Origin of the sequence: Microcoleus sp. PH2017_28_MFU_U_A (assembly GCF_020738035.1) — a bacterium.
Classification (GTDB): Bacteria; Cyanobacteriota; Cyanobacteriia; order Cyanobacteriales; family Microcoleaceae; genus Microcoleus.
This window is the reverse complement of sequence record NZ_JAEQCX010000051.1, coordinates 1-18,975: the sequence shown is the minus strand read 5'-3', so window position 1 is coordinate 18,975 and position 18,975 is coordinate 1. Positions and strand designations below refer to the sequence as shown.

The following is an 18,975-nucleotide window of genomic DNA, read 5'->3' as shown; positions in this document are numbered from 1 at the left end:
TCTAATTAATAACTTTGTTAATTTGAGTATAGATATTGTATGATTGGCGATTCACTTCCTGGTTGCAGGCTAATGCTTATTTGCAACAGCTAAAACTAGAGGAAAATACTGTTTCAAGTCTGCTCGAAATCATTGCCACCTACGAACTCAACTATGTAATTGTGTTTTTGTCGATCACGAATGACAAGAAAATTTGGGATTTTGTGGCAAAAGTTGGCAATTTATGCGGTTCGCGTGCTATTAACATATATGCAAGCACTGGGAAGAATTTTAACCCTCCCGGAAATCCTAAAGTTTATTCAATTCTCCCTATGCCGAAATCACCATCAATCGAAATTTCCAAAGTAACTCGCTACCAAAATGCAGCGCTGAATTACTATTTGGGCTTGACAGAATCTCCCTATCTTCACTATGGCTATTGGGAAACCTTACCTGTGCCCGCTGATGAACTAACACTCGCGCGGCTACGCATCGCCCAGCAAGCTTATACGGATAAGTTGTTAGATTTTATCCCGAAAGACATTAAGACTGTCCTAGATGTAGGATGCGGGATTGGGGGAAATGCGGCTTATTTGCTCGATCGCGCTTTTGGAGTCGAAGGACTAGCGCCCGATCCGTTCCAACAACAGCGCTTTCTGAAGTGTACAGGCGATCGCGCCATCTTCCACCTCACCAAATTTGAAGACTTCCAAGCCACCCATTCCTACGATTTAGTCCTCTTTAGCGAAAGCAGTCAATATATGTCTGCTGTCGATATAGCTAAAGGTGCGGCGGCGGTGCTCAATCTTGGAGGATACGTACTGCTTGCGGATATGTTGCGCTCTAATCGTGATTATACAGAAGGAATGTTTTCTAACTGTCATGTTGTGGAAGAACTGGAATCTGCATTGATGCAAGCGGGGTTTAATTTAGTAAAAGCTGAGGATATTTCTGCTCATATTGTACCAACAATTGATTTGTATGTCGATACTTTCCGCAGGTATGGACTGAACACAATGATTTATGTTGCAGATTTAATTTCGATCGCGGTTCCGCCGATTCATAAAATTCTGCGTTGGATATTTCGCCGCTGGTTTAAGAAATTGGTGGTTGAAGGATTGGAGGCGAGTCAACTATTTGAAAAGCATCTTTGTTATGAGATTCAACTTTGGCAGTTGAGAGAAAAAGATGAACGCAGCAAATAGAAGATTGGGCGGTTGAAACCGCGTCTATACAAATTGCTGTCATTGTCATTGCGAGCTCCTAGCGAAGCAATCGCATAATCTCGGGGATTGCTTCGCTAAGAGCTCGCAATGACATATTAACGTATGACAGTATTTAAATTTAATTTTTGTGCGGGCTAGAAGCCCACCCCACAAATCCCAATTACCAATTACCAATTACCAATTACCAATTACCAATTACCAATTACCAATATATGTCTCAATCAATTCTAGAATTCGATCGCACTTTTTACTCATATCCGTGCACTTCGCGAGTAGCAATTCACGATTTAAGCCTCAAAATCCCCGCCGGGAAGCGCTGCGGGCTCATCGGTCAAAACGGCTGCGGCAAAACCACCTTGTTTCTGCTAGCAAATGGCTTGTACCAACCGCAACAGGGAATCATTCGCTGGGAAGGCGAACCGTTTCGTTACGATCGCAAATCTCTCATGAAACTGCGCCAACAAATCGGACTCGTCTTTCAAAATCCCGAACATCAGTTAGTTGCTTCCACAGTCGAAGAGGATATCTCCTACGGATTGTACAATCTAGGATTGCCAGAATCCGAAATTGCTCAACAGGTAAAAAAGGCGATCGAGCAATTCAACTTAAGCGAACTCGCCCGCGAACCAATCCACAACCTTAGTTTAGGACAAAAAAAGCGCGTTTCCATCGCCGATATCATGGTACTCAAACCCAAACTGCTGCTGCTAGACGAACCTACCGCCTATCTCGATCCGCGCCACACCAAACAACTGATCGGTTTGCTGCAACAAATTCACGCAGCCGGAACCACCATACTTTTAGCAAGTCACGACCTCGATTTCATCTATCGCTGGGCCGATTGGGTGTTTGTGATGGATTGCGGAAAACTGATTCTAGAAGGCACACCCGAAGCCGTTTTTGCCCAGCGGGATGTCTTGGAACAATTGCAACTTGGCGTACCGCTGGCGATCGAGCTAATCGACCAAATAAAGGATCTCATTGACAAAAATCCTAACTCAAAACTGCCCGCTTTCGAGGAATTGCAACAACAAATTTTACAAACCCGCAGACTGCTGTAAAAACCTGTAAAAAACCTTTATGTAAGGTGTCCATTGTGTACCTACTCAAATCAACTGCCAAGGGTGCATCTGGTTTTTGAAGCCTGAAGAAGCATGACCGTATATAAGTTATTAGTTATAATCCCATATTGACTGCGGTCATGCTTCGCCCCTACGGATATATTTGCCTTGCACAGGTCGCTGCACCCACTGTCAACTGTCAACTGTCAACTGTCAACTGTTTAACGATCGTACCAAAGTTGCAGCGCCAACCGATGAACTTCGCGCCAACTAACATTTTTAAGTCTGGCAATTTCCGCACAATCTTCGTATTCCGGCTGTACGTTAACAATCGTTTCTCCCGACTTAGCAACTTTTATTTGCACTTCGCCGTATTCTGTTTGAACTTTCTGGATTTCTCTATCCAAAATAGTTCTCTGTTGAGTCGATCGCCTAATTCCCAGAGTAGTAGTCTCTCGAAACATCACAGCTTCGCAAGCATCCTGAAATTCGGGATGACAAATCACACTTAACAAAACCCCCAGCCGCGACTTTTTCATCACAATTGGTGTAGTAAAAACATCCAGAGCTCCGGCGAGAAACAAAGCATCAAAAACATAGCCGATCGCCTGCGGGTTTAAATCATCAATTTGCGTTTCCAAAACACAGACTGTTTCTTGGGAATGGGGCATTGGGGATGGGGCATTGGGCATTGGAAATTGGTTAAATACTTCCTTCTTCCCTCTTCCTTCTTCCTTCTTCCCTCTTCCTTCTTCCTTCTTCCCTCTTCCTTCTTCCTTCTTCCCTCTTCCTTCTTCCTTCTTCCCTCTTCCTTCTTCCTTCTCCCTTCTTCCTTCTTCCTTCCTACCAATCCAGAGGCGCAAAATATTAGGAATTGCCAGATTTCGCGAACCTGCACCCAAACCAATTAGCTGAACTTGCATCGGTGGCGGCGGGCCAAAAGCAGAGGCGAGAGTACAGGCGATCGCAGTTCCTGTAGGAGTGCACAATTCGCGATCGATTCCATTACTATAAACCGGTACTCGGTGCGTTTCCCACAACCGCATCACAGCAGGCGTAGGTACAGCTAACCTACCGTGGGCCGCCTTCACCGTACCCCCACCAGTCGGCATCGGCGAAAAGTAAAACTCATCAATATCCAACCAATCCAAACCCAAACAAGTACCGACAATATCAACAAGTGCATCCGTAGCCCCCACCTCGTGGAAGTGAACCTCACTGGGGGGAATACCGTGTACGGCAGCCTCTGCATCTGCTAACTTGCCAAATACGGCCAAACTCCAAGCTTCCACCCGCGGAGGCAATTTTGCAGCGACGATAATTTGCTCAATTTCTGGTAAGTGGCGGTGATGAGTGTGGCTAATTTCCGCATCTGCTTCGCCGTGAGTGTGAGAATGTTCTTCCCCGTGATGGTGGTGGCGCGCATCGAAAGTCGGCGATTCAGTTTCCGAGGGATCGAGGGCGGAGTCAGCAGCCAGATTGTTTGATTTTAAAGGCAAATCCGCAGCTAAATCGACATAAAATTTAGTTGCTTGTTGAGTATTCCGGTGAACTAATTCGGCCCGCAATTGGTACTCAGTCGAAATGCCTAGTAAATGGAGTTTTTCGATTAGGTACTCTAAGGGAACGCCCGCGTGTACAAGAGCTCCGAGGCACATATCGCCAGCAATGCCGGTTGGGCAGTCAAAATAAGCTATTTTATTCATTATTAACAATTAATTTTCAACATTGATTGTTTTAGCACATTTGTCGATCGCCCACTTAGCCTGGAATATATTAACATGGCAATTATTTACGGACTCCATCCAGTTGCACCCCAGAAAGACCGAATCGAGAAGATTACAAAAGCTCTCAAAGATGGGGCCGTGATGCTTTATCCCACAGATACAGTTTACGCGATCGGCTGCGATCTCAACTCCAAATCTGCCGTAGAACGAGTCAGGCGGATCAAGCAACTATCCAATGATAAGCCTTTAACATTTATGTGTTCCTCATTGTCAAATATCACCGAGTATGCTGCCGTCACCGATGAAGCATACAGAATCATCAAGCGGTTAATCCCCGGGCCCTACACATTTCTGCTACCAGCTACCAAATTAGTGCCCAAATTGGTAATGAACCCAAAACGCAAAACCACGGGAATTCGCGTTCCCAACCACCCGCTTTGTTTTACACTTCTAGAATCTTTGGGAAATCCGATTATTTCCACATCTGCTCACATTACCACTGATGATGAAGGTGCTGCACCAGTACCTGCTGCAAAAGCAGAAAGCTTTGGCAAAGCTGAACTATTTGACTGTTTTTTAAAGTTAGTAGATATCATTGTCGATGATGATTCCGATCCAGGATATCAAGTTTCTACCATTCTCGATTTAACTGAAAACAAACCAATTGTCGTTCGTCGCGGTTTGGGATGGGAAGCGGCCGCCGCTTGGGAACAAGATTAAAAATTAAGAGGAATTAGACTTGAATTGCAAAACTCGCAAATTATCTTGAATTAATCTCCGTCCATTCTTCAACCCACGGAGGTGGGTTTGGTTTGTATAGACGCGGTTTCAACCGCCCGGTATTATATCATTCTTCAACCCACGGAGGTGGGTTTGGTTTGTATAGACGCGGTTTCAACCGCCCGGTATTATATCAAATTTAATTCAAATAACCCGTAGGGACACAACAACGTTGTGTCCTCTATCTTGACTTGTCTAAATCGTGGCTAAGAAACCTGCGAAAAAGACCTAAGCCTCCACCTTAACTCCTTTCCAAAAAGCAACATATCCTGCAATATTTTTAGCAGCATCTTTCGGAGTAGGATAGTACCAAGCAGCATCCTTATTAACCTGTCCGCCGACTTCAACACTATAGTAACTGGCAACACCTTTCCAACCGCAAGTAGTGTGAGTGCTGCTATCCTTGAAATACTCGCGGTTGATGGCATCCGCCGGGAAATAATAGTTATTATCTACCATTTCGCACTTATCGCTCTCGGCCAAAACGGCACCATTCCAAATTGCTTTCGGCATCGGTTTATCTGCTTAAATTGAGATTCTCAAATATTGTAACTGTATTTGTGCTCAAAAGACCTAGAATAAGGTTGAAGTCAACAACCAATTACTGCAAATGTCAGGGTCGAATCCGCCAACATCTCTCGCGCCCTCATCCCTCGAACAATCCCTCAAACATTTCTTTGGCTATGACTCTTTCCGCCCGGGCCAGCGGGAAATTGTCGAAGCTGCTTTACAACAACGCGATATGATGATTGTCATGCCGACTGGCGGTGGCAAATCTTTGTGTTTTCAATTACCGGCTTTGTTGAAACCGGGATTGACGGTGGTGGTTTCGCCGCTGATTGCCCTGATGCAAGACCAGGTGGAAGCTTTGCAGGATAATGGGATTGGGGCGACTTTTCTCAACAGCACTTTGAGCGCGATGGAAACCCGATCGCGCGAAACAGCAATTCTCGAAGGTAAAATTAAACTACTGTACGTTGCGCCCGAACGCTTGCTGGGCGAGAGATTTTTACCGTTTTTAGATATAGTAGCTTCTAAGTTAGGAATTTCGGCATTTGCGATCGACGAAGCCCACTGCGTTTCGGAATGGGGACACGACTTTCGACCAGAATACAGGCAAATGGAGCGAGTGCGCGATCGCTACCCAGACATCCCCATTATGGGACTAACAGCCACCGCCACCGAGCGCGTCCGCCAAGACATCATCCAGCAGCTAAACCTGCGAAATCCCTACATCCACGTCGCCAGCTTCAACCGCCCCAACCTATACTACGAAGTCCGCCAAAAAACCAAGCACAGTTTTGCCGAAGTCTTGCAAATCATCCAAAAAAAAGGCGGTTCAGGAATCATCTACTGCCTCAGTCGCAAAAAAGTTGACGAAGTTGCCTACAAATTGCAGCAAAGTGGCATCCAAGCCCTACCATACCATGCCGGAATGAGCGATGTAGATCGATCGACCAACCAAACCCGATTCATCCGCGACGACGTACAAGTAATGGTAGCAACAGTCGCCTTCGGGATGGGAATCAACAAACCCGACGTGCGATTTGTAATTCACCACGACTTACCCAAAAACCTAGAAGGATACTATCAAGAATCAGGCCGCGCAGGCAGAGACAACGAACCATCCCACTGCACCTTATTTTTCGGATTCGGCGATGTCAAAACCATCGAATACATCATCGAACAAAAACCCGACGAACAAGAACAAAGAATAGCCCGCCAACAACTACGGCGAGTAATCAACTACGCAGAATCCAGCGATTGCCGCCGCACAGTCCAATTAAGTTATTTCGGCGATTCATTTCCCGGCGATTGCGGCAACTGCGACAACTGTTGCAACAAAAAACCAGTAGAAGACTGGACGCTTGAAGCCATGAAATTTCTTTCCTGCATCGCCAGATGTCAAGAAAAATTCGGGATGAATCACATTATAGACGTACTGCGGGGTTCCAAAAGTCAAAAAATATTGCAATACCAGCACAACCAACTTTCTACTTACGGCATTGGCAAAGATAGAAGTGCAGACGAGTGGAAAAAGTTAAGTCGTTCGCTGATCAACCAAGGTTTTTTAGACGAAAAAACAGACGGCTTTCCCATTTTAAAACTCAACGAAAAAAGTTGGGAAATCATGAAACGCCAGCGCACAGTTGAAATCGCCATTGAAGCGCCGCGGGAAGTACAGGCAAGAACTCGCTCTTTAGCAGTAGAAGTAGAAGGCTTATTTTCCATATTGCGAAGTCTCCGCAAACAAATTGCCGACGAACAATTTGTACCGCCTTACGTAGTTTTTGCCGATAGAAGCTTGCGAGACATGGCAGAAAAACGCCCGCAAAATCTCACCGAATTTGAGGAAGTTTACGGCGTTGGTAGCAACAAGCGAGATAAGTACGGCAAAGTTTTCTTAGAGGCTATTCACACTTTTTGCAAAGAACAAGGATTGCCAATCGGTACAGCATCTGCTGATGTCGCAAATCTTCCCACTCTTGCTAATGCTCCATCTTATTCGCAGATGCAAACCTGGGAATTATACCGCCAAGGTTTGACGGTTCAAGCCATAGCCAATGCGCGGGGCATGAGTCCGACTACTATTGCGGGACATCTGGTAGAATTGATGGATATGGGTCGGGAAGTTGATATAAATTTGTTAGTAGAATCGGAAAGCCAACAGGCAATTGTACAAGCAATTGAAGTTGTTGGAGATGAGAGATTGAGAGTAATTTATGAGTATTTGCAAGAACGTTATACGTTTGAGGAAATTAAGTTTGTCCGCGCTTGGTGGCGGCAAAATTATGTCAGCTTTTAACCGCAGATGTCGGCGGATTAACGCTGATGGACGCAGATGATTAATAGATAGGAGCGGAAAATGAGAATTAAGAAAGTAGCTTTTTGCGATCGTGTATTAGAGTGGCGTTTTGAACCAATCTATTTTTCCAATCTTGCCTTGCTAGTTGGGGTATCTGGCGTTGGCAAAACTCAAATACTCAAAGGAATTTCGAGGTTAAAAGAGATAGCAAATGGTGCTTCATTAAATGGCTTAGCGTGGGATATCACATTTTCGACAATAGATGATGATGTGGAGTACCAATGGCAAGGCGAGTTTGAAACGAAAAAAAATCCTGTCATAATTCCTAATCAGGCAGACGAAGCCAGTAACTTTAGGATTGTCCGCGAGCATTTATCTAGAAATGGAGATACAATTATCGAAAGAAACTCTACTGAAATCAAGTTTAAAGGTAACACAACGCCCAAATTATCACCTTTTCAAAGCGCAGTACAAATCTTAAATCAAGAGGAAGATATTTTACCTGTTCAGCAAGGTTTTAATAAAATCATTTATAGTGACAATCTTAGTGTTTCTTTTAATGAAGTTTTTGGTATGCCTCACAGGGTAATATCGATATTTTCAACTAATATTTTCTCACTAGATGATATCAAATCAAGTAATTTACCAATTTTAATCAAAATTGCTTTAATTGCTCGCCATCACCCAGATACTTTTCATGAAATCAAACGCAAATTTATAGATATATTTCCTCAAATTGAAGATATTAAAATAGAAGCAGTCGAAAATGATGACAATCCATTATTTCCGAATTTTCCGATTCAGATCAAAGAGAAAAGTATCAATGATTGGATTTTGCAAAATAACATTTCGTCGGGAATGTTGAAAACGCTAATTCTCATTAGCGAACTGTACTTGTCGCCACAAGGAACTGTAATTCTGATCGATGAATTTGAAAACAGCTTGGGGATTAACTGTATCGATGTTGTTACCGATTTGCTCACGGAAAACCGAAATATTCAATTTATCCTCACCAGTCATCACCCGTACATAATCAACAATATCAGCATGGAATACTGGAAAATAGTAACTCGCAAGGGAGGTGTAGTAACGGTAACTGATGCGAAAGATTTGAACCTGGGAAAATCTAGGCATCAGGCTTTTACACAATTGATTAATCTCGAAGAATATAGCGAAGGAATTAAAGTTGAATGAATTTATATTTTTTAGTCGAAGGGATGCAATCGGAGAGAAAAATTTATCCAGCTTGGCTAAGTCATCTGTTGCCTGAATTAACACGAGTTCAGAGTTACGATGAGGTGAATGAAAAAAATTATTACCTGATTAGTGGTGAAGGATATCCATCATTATATGATTTTATTCCTCCTTCGATTGAGGAAATTAACTTAAGTGGAAAATACAACTATTTTGTAGTGTGCTTTGATGCGGAAGAAAATACTGTTGCGGAAAGGTACGCAGAAATTTATGATTTTTTAAATCAGGAAAAGCTAGTATTAAAAAATACAGAACTTGTGCTAATTGTTCAAAATCGCTGCTTGGAAAGTTGGCTTCTGGGCAATCGCAATATTTATTCAAGACATCCTCAACATTTAAGAGATCATCAAAGCCAACTTTTATTAGATTTATTAGATTATAATAAGTATTACGATGTTTCCATTGAGTGTCCTGAAAAGATGGGAAGATATCACAAATTTCATACTCACGCTCAGTTTCACGGAGCTTATTTGAGAGCATTATTGGTAGCTAAACATACCACATATTCTAAAACAAGACCCGGAGATGCACTCAAGCCCTTTTATTTGGAACAGCTATTGAAAAGAATTGAAGAGAAGCCAGAACAATTGACTACTTTTCGTCATTTTGTCGATTTTTGTAATAGAGTTAAATCTAAATTGCAGCATTAAATCGCAATAATTACAGAAATTACGCAGAACATCTAGTCGATCGCACCGATCGCTCTCTTAACTATCAAACAATATATCTTCAGGATATTGACAGAATTTATAAAATGTGTTGTTAACTCTCGAATTTTTGTGAAACTAGCTATTTACCCGATCGCCCTTAAATCGCATACAGTCATATAATCCCGCGGATTGAGAGATAACGTGCATACAGTTCGTGGATAACAAACAAATTTACGCATCGATTTGACTCGCTAAAATCATTTGAATTTAATCTTAGCAAATTGCGAAGTATCTTGTCAACTCCGATTCACAGTACAATCGATCGCAATATTGCATATGAGGAATCCCTATGTCAGAAAAGTTTTCCACCGAAATTAGCGATCGCATCTGCACTCACATGAACGACGATCACGCTAGCGCCGTAGTTTTGTACGCTCAAGCCTACGGTGGCCAACCCGAGGCGACATCAGCTCAAATGCTCGCTATTGATGCCAACGGTATGGATTTAACCGCTCAAGTCAATGACGAAATAGTGCCAGTCAGAGTAAAGTTCGTAGGCGTAAGCCGGGGCGTAGCCATCGCACTTTAGTAGACGCCGAAGATGCTCACCACACTCTCATTGACATGGTGAAACAAGCCCGAAAAGTTGCTAAGTAGCCAAATTATCCCTATTCTGTTATAATTTCAAAGTTCGTTCGTAGTACGGACTTTAGTCCGTTTAAATCCTTGATATGGACTAAAGTCATTACTACAAACCTTGAGTCTGGTGAAATGATTAATAAGGACTAAAGTCCTTACTCCAAACAAAATATTTAATCAAGTTAAATTTACATCTAAGATATCAAATAAAATGACAGAAAAATACCCCAATTCTAAAGAATTAGATGCCCGAAATGGCAGTAAAAATAACCCTTTCGATGCCCTAATCAAGCGACTGGATTTGATGATTCGCGCCCGGTACTCCCTGCTGTACATTGTCGGCGCCGAAGAAGAACCAGTCGAAGCTGTAATTGCCCAAGTAGCGCTGCAAGTAACACCCGCGCGCCGAGTATTGTTCTGGGATATCGTGCGCGGCTGGGAAGATAACGGTTCTGGAAAAGGTTCAGTAATGGCAGCGCTCGATCGCATCGGCAAGACCGCTGTCGAAGAATATACTCTATTTGTACTCCGAGATTTGCACCCAATCTTGAAATATCCCTACAGCAGTACAAGTGCTCCTGTAATCCGGGAATTACGTAATTTAACCAGGGAATTGAAGCGCAGCAAAAAAACGATCGTCCTCACTTCTCACGCGCTAGAATTGCCGGAGGAATTGAAAGAAGAAGTAACAGTAATTGATTTCCCTTTGCCCAACATCCAAGAAATCAATCATTTAATTTCCCACGTTGTGGAAAAGCCGGAACAGTTGCAAGTTAGCGGCTTAGTAAAGGAACAATTAGTTAAAGCTTGTCAAGGTTTGAGCCGCGCTCGCATCGGGCGGGTTTTAGCTAAAGCTTTGGCCGCCAAACAGCAAATTAACGAGTCAGATATTGACGGAGTTTTGGAAGAGAAACAGCAAGCAATTCGCCAAACCGGAATTTTGGAGTTTTGCAACTCCCGAGAATCCTTAAAAAGTGTCGGCGGATTGGAGAATTTGAAGCAGTGGGTAAAGATGCGGCAAGATGCTTTTACTGACGAAGCCCGCCGCTACGGTATACCCAATCCTAAGGGCGTTTTGTTAGTAGGAATTCAAGGAACGGGCAAATCTTTATCGGCGAAAACTATTGCTTGTGAATGGCGTTTGCCGCTGCTGCGCTTGGATACTGGCAGATTGTTCGGCGGCATTGTCGGGGAAAGCGAAAGCCGGGTTCGGCAAATGATACAATTGGCAGAGGCGATCGCACCTTGCGTCTTATGGATCGATGAAATAGATAAAGCCTTCGGCAACATCATCAGCGGCGGCGACGGCGATTCGGGAACTTCGCGCCGGGTATTCGGCAGTTTGATCACTTGGATGCAGGAAAAAACTAGCCCAGTGTTTATCGTCGCAACTGCAAATAACGTGCGGATTTTGCCCGCTGAGTTGCTGAGAAAGGGCAGGTTTGATGAGATTTTCTTTTTGAATTTACCCTCGGAATCAGAAAGGCAAGATATTTTTAAGGTGCATTTACAGCGTTTGCGCCCCACTAGATTCCGCGACTTTGATTTGGCAATTTTGGCGAAGTCTTCTGAGAATTTTAGCGGTGCGGAAATTGAGCAAGTGGTGATTGATGGATTGTACCGGGCTTTTGGCACTTTTGTGAACGGGCAGCGCCGGGATTTGATGACGGAGGATGTTTTGAGGTCGATCGAGGATACAGTACCATTAGCTGCGATCGCGCGATCGCAAATTGAAGATTTGAAGCACTGGGCTGCCGAAGCAGGTGCGAGAACAGCTTCTAACGATACTCGATTGATTGATGAATTGAAGCGTTACAGCCGGCCGCTGGGTGAAGATGCGATCGATAATTAACTGAATTTCGGTTCGTAGTAAGGACTTTAGTCCTTAATTCAGAGGACTGAAGTCCGAACGATCAAACCGGGTGCATCTGGTTTTTGAAGCCTGAAGAAGCATGACCGCATATAAATTATTAGTTATAATCCCATATTTTCTGCCGTCATGCTTCGCCCCTACGGATATATTCGCTTGCATGGAGATGCACCCTACGAACCTTACTCGACGGTGATTATTCCGCAAACCGAACCTCCCCAGACGGATAACACCCTAATTCAACCATTAACATCTCAGTTACATTTCGTTACGATAAGGAAACAGAGAGCAAAAAACTCTCACCCATAATATCAGAGGTAGCCATTATGAACGGTACATTTCGCGTCGGCAACCTGTTTGGAATTCCCTTTTTTGTCAACGCTTCTTGGTTTTTAGTCCTGGGTTTAGTAACTTGGCAATACGGCGGCGCACTAGCAGCCCTGTTTCCCACATTAGGCCCCGTAGCGCCGTGGCTGCTAGGATTACTCGCAGCCCTGCTGTTATTTGCTTCCGTCTTAGCCCACGAATTAGGACACAGTTGGGTAGCTATCAAACAGGGAATTGGCGTGAAATCGATTTCGCTATTTCTGTTTGGCGGACTGGCTAATTTAGAAAGAGAATCGAAAACCCCAGCCGAAGCATTTTGGGTCGCCATTGCAGGCCCGTTAGTCAGCTTATTTTTGGCTGGTTTGTTAACAGTTATCGGCGTCGGTGCAGCCCTCACAGGCCCAGCCGCAGCCATCGTTCAACTTTTAGCTTCCATCAACCTAGCTTTAGCCTTATTTAACTTAATTCCCGGCTTGCCCCTCGATGGTGGTAACATCCTCAAAGCGATCGTCTGGAAGATTACCGGCAACCCTTACAAAGGCGTAATTTTTGCCAGCCGCGTCGGTCAAATCATTGGCTGGATTGCCATTGCTACAGGCATCTTCGGCAATATTTGGAATCTAGTAATCGGTTGGTTCTTGCTGCAAAATGCCGGTCAGTCTGCACAGTATGCCACAGTCCAAAATGAACTCGCAGGACTCACAGCCGCAGATGCTTTGACTGCCGAAAGCCCGATCGTCCCAGAAAACTTATCCCTCAGAGAATTTGCCAACAACTACGTCATCGGTAGCACTCACACCTGGCGCCGGTTCCTAGTTACCGATGATGCCGGACAATTGGTAGGTGCGATCGACCTTGACGACATGAAAACCATCCCCACCGGAAGCTGGCCCCAAGTTCAAGTTAAAGAGCTCGTGAAGCCGATCGAATTTTCCACCACCGTCAAACCCGAATTGTCCCTCCTCGAAGTCGTCACCCTCCTCGAACAACTCAAAGTCCAAGAACTCCCCGTCACAGGCGAAAACGGCGTCCTAGTCGGGCTTGTAGAAAAAGCTGAGATTGCCCGCCTCCTGCAAAGACGAGCTCAAGCAAACCCTGCTTGACACCCTCAGATACTTGACAAATAACAGTTAACCCCCTCGATTTGCCTTACCAAAAGGGCGATCGGGGGGCTTAACTGTAGCTACCCAAAAGTCAAGTAAAATACTAAATTATTAGCTGCAAAGCAGCAATAAATAACTATAATAGTGTATTGATCATCTGAGCGAGGACGGTATGCCATCTCAGAACGTTACCTCTCAATCCGAAACCCAAGAGTCAAAAGTTCTACCTACTCTAACAAACAATATATTGCCCGAGGCGCGATCGTCTCAACCAACAGCTCAATTACAAAAATCAGAGCTGACAGTTTTCGCAGCTCAAGAGATCGTTTACAAATTTTTCATATATCACATCAACAACTCGGAACCAGAAGTTAGTCTCCAGGAATTCAAAAAAATCTTTATAGAACTAATTGCTCCAGTTAACCCTAAATTAATTCAATCCCTATACATAATAATTGAATTTAACAGTCAACAAGAATTTAACAACTTATTTAAACGCTGCTCTTACATCTTATTAAATAACTGGATATCCAACAAACAATACGAACTTGCTCGGAAATTAATTACAATTATTAGCGAGAGAACCCTCAGCGAGCCTCACGCAGACAATATTCTCAAAAGACTGAAAGTGTGGCTGACAAACTTTGTCAGCAGCCAAGACTATGAAAACATCAAATTATTTGTATTGAAGTACGGCGACTACCGGCCCGTAGAAAAGCACTGGACTTCTCGCTATCAGCCTTATTTGCTAGCCACTCAATATCTCGATACTAAAAACACCCTCGAAGCACGCCAAACTGCCAAACTCTTGTCCCAGAAGTTAAAAGACAAGTATAAGTTTGACCTAGCAATGTATACATCTCGCTCTCAGTCAGCCACATTCAAATTTAAAAATTATCATAATCCCACACTTTTAGGAGAGGAAGCCCTGCGTTTAATCAAAATAATTTTGGTCAACCGAGGCTCGTTGAACTATCGCAGCTTAGCCAATCTTTTTATCAGTCACAGTCAAAATATTACCTACAAGCAGTTCAAGGAATCTCTGATTAAGTATTTATGTTATTACAATGAAAAAAAAAATAGTTCTGATATTTATCACCAACAACTCATCAATATTTTAGATAATTTTCATCCCCAGAATGACGAAGAAAGTTTGAACAGTAGCCTGTTGCTCAGAACTTGCAATTATCTAATCAAATGTTTGACAGTGGAAAATTCTGGGGAACCAACCGCCTTATTTCTAATTTTCGTGACTCAACTAAATCCTTTAACGCTAGCGATTTTGATGCTAAAGATAATTTTAATCTCACCGTATTCCCAAACCTACTTAGAACTTTGTTTTGCTCGATTAATTGAATACTATCAAGATAACTCCGCTGCTGAATGTCAGTGGCTAATTAAATTTTTAGAAGTTTGCCAGATTGCTCTAACTATTTATGGAGACAATGTTCAATACAATCTAGTGAATATGTCAGACAACAATCAAGAGGAACATTTGTTTATCGACCTCAATAACTGTCGAGTTTTTTCTCAACACAAACAAACACCCAAAAATCGAGATTAGTCATTAGCGCTGTCCCCGCTCGCGAACATTATTAGCGATGTATTCGTAGGGTGCGTCGCCATGAAAAATCCCTAAACTTAATCGGCAATCTGATAGCGACGCACCTTATACCAATTCACTATGAAGGTACACGCTCATACATGGTAAAGTAGAGGAGAGCAAATGTTGATTTTTTCGGGGAGAACTGGTATTAGTCATTAGTCATTAGGTGTACCCTACAGCTCAAATTTTGCAATCAAATCCAGTATCTTTTGATAATCAAAATTATCTAAATAATTCATCATAACTTCGGCAAAAATAGGATTATCGCTGCGAATTTCCTCAATTGTTTTGGCAATAAAATCGAAGTCAGCCTGATGGACTGCCTGTTTGAGATTGCGCGTCCATTCTGGGGAAACTTGCGGCTTAGAGTCCAACGTAAATATTGCAGCACTATCAGATATTTTTTCGGTAACAATAGTTGAACTCTCCGATACATTATTTACTGTAACATATTTATTGATAAGTTCAACAGGGCCGACTCCCGTCACAACTTGAATATCAAATTTGAAGACTGTGCCGCGTCCAACTTCGCTCTGGGCGGTAATGTCACCGCCCATTAATTTGATGAACTCGCGGCTGATACTTAATCCTAAACCTGTACCTTTTTGAACTTTTTGACCAGATGAACTTTGCACGAATAATTCAAATATACTGTCTAATTCCTCGGGGATAATTCCTAACCCTGTATCGGCAATTTCAAAGTAAATAAAAGCATTATTTTTTTGAGCTTCTGATAGATTGATATTATTATTTGGTTCTGGAGATATAGCTACTTCTATTCTGGGTCTTACTGTTACTGAAATTGAGCCTTTTTGGGTGAATTTAACGGCATTATCTAACAAATTAATCAGCACTTGTCGCAACTTAACATCATCAGCTTGTACGTACTGAGGAACATCGGGCGAGCGGTTGACAATTAATTGCAATTCTTTATTTTGTGCGGGAAGTTGAAACATATTTTGCACGTCGCCCAGCAAACGGTACAAGTCAAAGTTTTTTGGGTTGAGTGTCATGCGTCGAGCTTCAATTCTAGATAAGTCTAATATTTGATTAATGAGTTGAAGCAAGTGTTCTCCGCTGCGACGAATAATTTTAATATTCTCTTGTTCCTGCAAAGTTAAATTAGCACTGGGTTCTATTAATTGAGCAAAGCCGAGAATGGCGTTGAGGGGTGTTCGCAATTCGTGGCTCATGTTGGCAAGAAAGATGCTTTTAGCTTTGTTGGCAGCTTCTGCGGCTTCTTTGGCTTGTTTGAGTTCTTGTTCTGCTTGTTTGCGATCGCTAATATCAAGTATTATGCCGTGCCAGACGATATCTCCATTTTCGCGCAATTCTGGGCGAGAATAGCCTTGCAGCCATTTGAGTTTTCCCGATGCTGTCACAATCCGCCACTCGTGGGAAAATGGTTCAAGATTTGTGGCGCTGTTGACAATTGCCTCGAAGTGGCTGGGGCGATCGTCCGGGTGCATTTGTTCGTAGAGTAAAGCAGAGTTGTTTTTGACTTCCTCCGGCTCTAATTCTTGAATTTCTCGGCACATAGGACTGATATATTCCATCTTGACTGAGCCGTCGGGATGTTGCACGAATATGTAAAGTTCTCCGGGAACCGTGATCGCTAATTTGTGAAACAGAGCTTCGCTTTTTTGCAAGGCTAATTGTGCTTGTTTGCGATCGCCAATATCAATCCCAAATCCAAAAAGAAAGTCAAAATTGCCATTTTCATCCAAAACGGGCGTACCGTGCCACTCGACTAACAAACCCCGATCCGACTTGGTGACAATCCGGTGCTCATTAACCGTTTGCGGGCTGGCTTTGACGGCCTTAAAAATCGAGTGCAATCCGGCTCGATCGCCCTCGGGTACAAATATAGCTAAATAATCTTTGCCGATAACTTCTGCGGCAGTATAGCCCACAGCTTGCAGCATACAGTCATTCACCCGCAGGATTTTACCCTCACAGTCGATCGCCACAAAAAATATCGGAGAATTTTCGATAATCTTGAAGTTAAAGTCGCGCTCTTTGCGGATAATTTTTGTAGCTTGCTTGCGCTCCTCAATTTCGATTTCCAAGCGGGCATTGATTTCGGCTAACTCGGTTGTGCGCGAAGCTACTTCAATTTCCAGAGTCCGGTTGTAGTCAGCCAATATTTTTTCTGCTTGTTTGCGATCGGTGATATCTTGAAAAACAATAATCACATACAGGACATTGCCAAGAGCGTCAAACACCGGCATCGATCGCACTTGCAAAGGAATAATTTTCCCACCGAGGCGAATTTCCATATCTTCAACAATCATTGTTGCACCCCTCACAGCCCGTGCAAACGGGGACTTATCGATCGGGTACAGCCGATCGGTGCCTGCTACATAAAGCTGATAAGTTTCTGAGAGCCCTGCTGCGGTTGTACTTGGCATTGCCCTTTTGCCAGTGAGCTCTTCTCCCACCGAATTCATAAAAATAGTGCTACCTGTGGGAGTCAGGGCTGTGACTCCAACGGGCAAGCTTTCTAACAACTTGGCAAATTTTTCTTCACTAGACGCCAAAGCTTCAAAAGATTTTTTCAATTGAGCGGCCATTTCATTAAAAGACTGGGCTAATTTACCGACTTCATCCAGCCTGCTCACACCAACAGTGCGATCGAATTCTCCTTGGGCAATATCTTTAGCTGCTGCGTTGAGACGCAGCAGCGGCAGCGTTACCCACCTAGCTGTCAGAACTCCGGCAATGGTCGATAGCAGTAGCGCGGCCACACAAAGTACAATCGTATTGCGGGTATTTCTGTTAACTTGCCCCATGAAATCGGATTCGGGAACTGCGATCGCAATCAGCCAGTTCAAACCGTAACTATCAGAAAAAGGCACCACTGCCACAAAATAATCCTGCCCGTCTCGGTTAAATTTCAGTTGATGCTGCTGCTTAATCTCGCCAAAGCCCCCGAAGTATTCGTACAAATGCTTAGCTGCGGTACGAATAACAGGAGTTTGGCTGTCTAAAACATTCAGCCGCTCCGGCTGGTGCTTTCCCGACAACTTTCTAAAGGGTGATTCTTGACTCGAACTGGCAACCAGCAAGCCCGATCGTTCGATCGCGAAAATTTCCCCCGTTTTGCTAAACCTGAGGCGATGGAGATATTGCTGAATTTCCAAGATCGAAAAGTCTACCGCACTAACTCCCAGCAATTTACCATTGCGATCGCGAATCGGTTGACTCGCAGCAATAAACACAGTCCCCGGAGTAAAACCGGGGTAAATGCTCGTCCAAATTGGTTTGTTAGCTGCGACAGCTTCTTTGTACCAAGGGCGCTGGCGAGCATCGTAGGTTCCTGCTTCTACTTTTAATTGAACCGTGCGAGTTCCTCTGTTGTCTGTAGCGTAGTAAATGTTCTGAGAGTTGGTAGATTTGTTAGCGACGACAATTTGCAAGCTCTTGTCCTTAGGGTTGCGCCAAATGGCGAGACATTCTCCTGATTTTTCAGAACCGAGGGACATCCACTGAATGCTTTTAAACGATTGCATTTGCTGCCAAAGGAACTTTTCTGCCCGAGGCTGGCGGCTTTCTAACTGTAAGTTTAATTCCTTGCGATCGATCGCTTCAGCGTTGAGTTGATTTACCCAGTGAGTATTTTCGAGAACACCACTCAGCTTTTCTTCAACTCTTTTCCCCGTCTCCCCGATCAATTTCTGGGCGAGCTCTTCGACTGCTCTTTGTCCGTTGCGAAAGGAAAAATATCCGACCATCCCGACTGCTGCGACGATTTGCACCACAAAAGAGCCGACTAGAACGCAGCGCAGAGGTATTTTTGTGGGTTGTCGGACAGTTTGAAAGGCGAATCGGGACAACGGCATAGGCTGGTGACCAAGAAAATGGGATACAAGCCCCGTCCTTTTAGGACGGCTTTTCTTGATTTCTAATATACTCTTTCAATACTTCTAAGGGTGCGGCACCAACGG

13 protein-coding genes are annotated in these 18,975 nt (G+C 43.7%); 10 read left to right on the top strand and 3 right to left on the bottom strand.

What is annotated here, in order from left to right; translation table 11 throughout:
* The first annotated feature begins 35 nt into the window (after positions 1–35).
* Both JGK14_RS12850 and JGK14_RS12845 read left to right on the top strand, forming a co-directional pair.
* Positions 36–1,184: an SAM-dependent methyltransferase gene (locus JGK14_RS12850; RefSeq protein WP_293185353.1), complete on the top strand. Its 1,149-nt coding sequence runs from the start codon at positions 36–38 to the stop codon at positions 1,182–1,184.
* Between the two features lie 233 nt (positions 1,185–1,417).
* Positions 1,418–2,266, top strand: coding sequence for an energy-coupling factor ABC transporter ATP-binding protein (locus JGK14_RS12845; RefSeq protein ID WP_293190295.1), 849 nt, complete (start codon positions 1,418–1,420; stop codon positions 2,264–2,266).
* Between the two features lie 221 nt (positions 2,267–2,487).
* On the opposite strand, the gene larC is transcribed toward JGK14_RS12845, so the two are convergent.
* On the bottom strand, positions 2,488–3,972 hold the full coding sequence (gene larC / locus JGK14_RS12840; protein ID WP_293313285.1) for a nickel pincer cofactor biosynthesis protein LarC: 1,485 nt from the start codon (positions 3,970–3,972) through the stop codon (positions 2,488–2,490).
* A gap of 75 nt (positions 3,973–4,047) precedes the next feature.
* Here larC and JGK14_RS12835 point away from each other — a divergent pair, with 75 nt between their 5' ends.
* Complete coding sequence (locus JGK14_RS12835) at positions 4,048–4,713, top strand: L-threonylcarbamoyladenylate synthase (protein WP_293182459.1); 666 nt, start codon at positions 4,048–4,050, stop codon at positions 4,711–4,713.
* A gap of 288 nt (positions 4,714–5,001) precedes the next feature.
* Here the strand turns inward: JGK14_RS12835 and JGK14_RS12830 are convergent, their stop codons facing one another.
* Positions 5,002–5,286, bottom strand: coding sequence for a DUF427 domain-containing protein (locus JGK14_RS12830; protein ID WP_293182457.1), 285 nt, complete (start codon positions 5,284–5,286; stop codon positions 5,002–5,004).
* Positions 5,287–5,383: 97 nt separating this feature from the next.
* Here JGK14_RS12830 and recQ point away from each other — a divergent pair, with 97 nt between their 5' ends.
* The 7 genes from recQ (at position 5,384) to JGK14_RS12795 (ending at position 14,986) form a co-directional block, all read left to right on the top strand.
* Complete coding sequence (gene recQ / locus JGK14_RS12825; protein ID WP_325315147.1) at positions 5,384–7,579, top strand: DNA helicase RecQ; 2,196 nt, start codon at positions 5,384–5,386, stop codon at positions 7,577–7,579.
* A gap of 60 nt (positions 7,580–7,639) precedes the next feature.
* On the top strand, positions 7,640–8,773 hold the full coding sequence (locus JGK14_RS12820; RefSeq protein WP_293182453.1) for an AAA family ATPase: 1,134 nt from the start codon (positions 7,640–7,642) through the stop codon (positions 8,771–8,773).
* Positions 8,770–9,483: a hypothetical protein gene (locus JGK14_RS12815; protein ID WP_325315146.1), complete on the top strand. Its 714-nt coding sequence runs from the start codon at positions 8,770–8,772 to the stop codon at positions 9,481–9,483. The genes JGK14_RS12820 and JGK14_RS12815 overlap by 4 nt, the downstream gene beginning before the upstream one ends.
* A 349-nt stretch (positions 9,484–9,832) precedes the next feature.
* Positions 9,833–10,072, top strand: a complete 240-nt coding sequence (locus JGK14_RS12810; protein WP_325315145.1) for a DUF2470 domain-containing protein — start codon at positions 9,833–9,835, stop codon at positions 10,070–10,072.
* Positions 10,073–10,333: 261 nt separating this feature from the next.
* Positions 10,334–11,974, top strand: a complete 1,641-nt coding sequence (locus tag JGK14_RS12805) for an AAA family ATPase (RefSeq protein ID WP_325315144.1) — start codon at positions 10,334–10,336, stop codon at positions 11,972–11,974.
* Positions 11,975–12,318: 344 nt separating this feature from the next.
* Positions 12,319–13,422, top strand: coding sequence for a site-2 protease family protein (locus JGK14_RS12800; protein WP_293182447.1), 1,104 nt, complete (start codon positions 12,319–12,321; stop codon positions 13,420–13,422).
* A gap of 172 nt (positions 13,423–13,594) precedes the next feature.
* Positions 13,595–14,986 carry a hypothetical protein gene (locus tag JGK14_RS12795; protein WP_293229463.1) on the top strand — a complete coding sequence of 464 codons (1,392 nt, stop codon included), beginning with the start codon at positions 13,595–13,597 and terminating at the stop codon, positions 14,984–14,986.
* 215 nt (positions 14,987–15,201) lie between these two features.
* On the opposite strand, the gene JGK14_RS12790 is transcribed toward JGK14_RS12795, so the two are convergent.
* Positions 15,202–18,870, bottom strand: a complete 3,669-nt coding sequence (locus JGK14_RS12790) for a PAS domain S-box protein (protein WP_293190291.1) — start codon at positions 18,868–18,870, stop codon at positions 15,202–15,204.
* Positions 18,871–18,975 lie beyond the last annotated feature (105 nt).

Excerpts from the sequence above, each read along its gene's own strand:
- JGK14_RS12845 (WP_293190295.1), top strand. The coding sequence starts at position 1,418 with ATGTCTCAATCAATTCTAGAATTCGATCGCACTTTTTACTCATATCCG.
- larC (WP_293313285.1), bottom strand. The coding sequence starts at position 3,972 with ATGAATAAAATAGCTTATTTTGACTGCCCAACCGGCATTGCTGGCGAT.
- JGK14_RS12835 (WP_293182459.1), top strand. The coding sequence starts at position 4,048 with ATGGCAATTATTTACGGACTCCATCCAGTTGCACCCCAGAAAGACCGA.
- JGK14_RS12830 (WP_293182457.1), bottom strand. The coding sequence starts at position 5,286 with ATGCCGAAAGCAATTTGGAATGGTGCCGTTTTGGCCGAGAGCGATAAG.
- recQ (WP_325315147.1), top strand. The coding sequence starts at position 5,384 with ATGTCAGGGTCGAATCCGCCAACATCTCTCGCGCCCTCATCCCTCGAA.
- JGK14_RS12820 (WP_293182453.1), top strand. The coding sequence starts at position 7,640 with ATGAGAATTAAGAAAGTAGCTTTTTGCGATCGTGTATTAGAGTGGCGT.
- JGK14_RS12815 (WP_325315146.1), top strand. The coding sequence starts at position 8,770 with ATGAATTTATATTTTTTAGTCGAAGGGATGCAATCGGAGAGAAAAATT.
- JGK14_RS12810 (WP_325315145.1), top strand. The coding sequence starts at position 9,833 with ATGTCAGAAAAGTTTTCCACCGAAATTAGCGATCGCATCTGCACTCAC.
- JGK14_RS12805 (WP_325315144.1), top strand. The coding sequence starts at position 10,334 with ATGACAGAAAAATACCCCAATTCTAAAGAATTAGATGCCCGAAATGGC.
- JGK14_RS12800 (WP_293182447.1), top strand. The coding sequence starts at position 12,319 with ATGAACGGTACATTTCGCGTCGGCAACCTGTTTGGAATTCCCTTTTTT.
- JGK14_RS12795 (WP_293229463.1), top strand. The coding sequence starts at position 13,595 with ATGCCATCTCAGAACGTTACCTCTCAATCCGAAACCCAAGAGTCAAAA.
- JGK14_RS12790 (WP_293190291.1), bottom strand. The coding sequence starts at position 18,870 with ATGCCGTTGTCCCGATTCGCCTTTCAAACTGTCCGACAACCCACAAAA.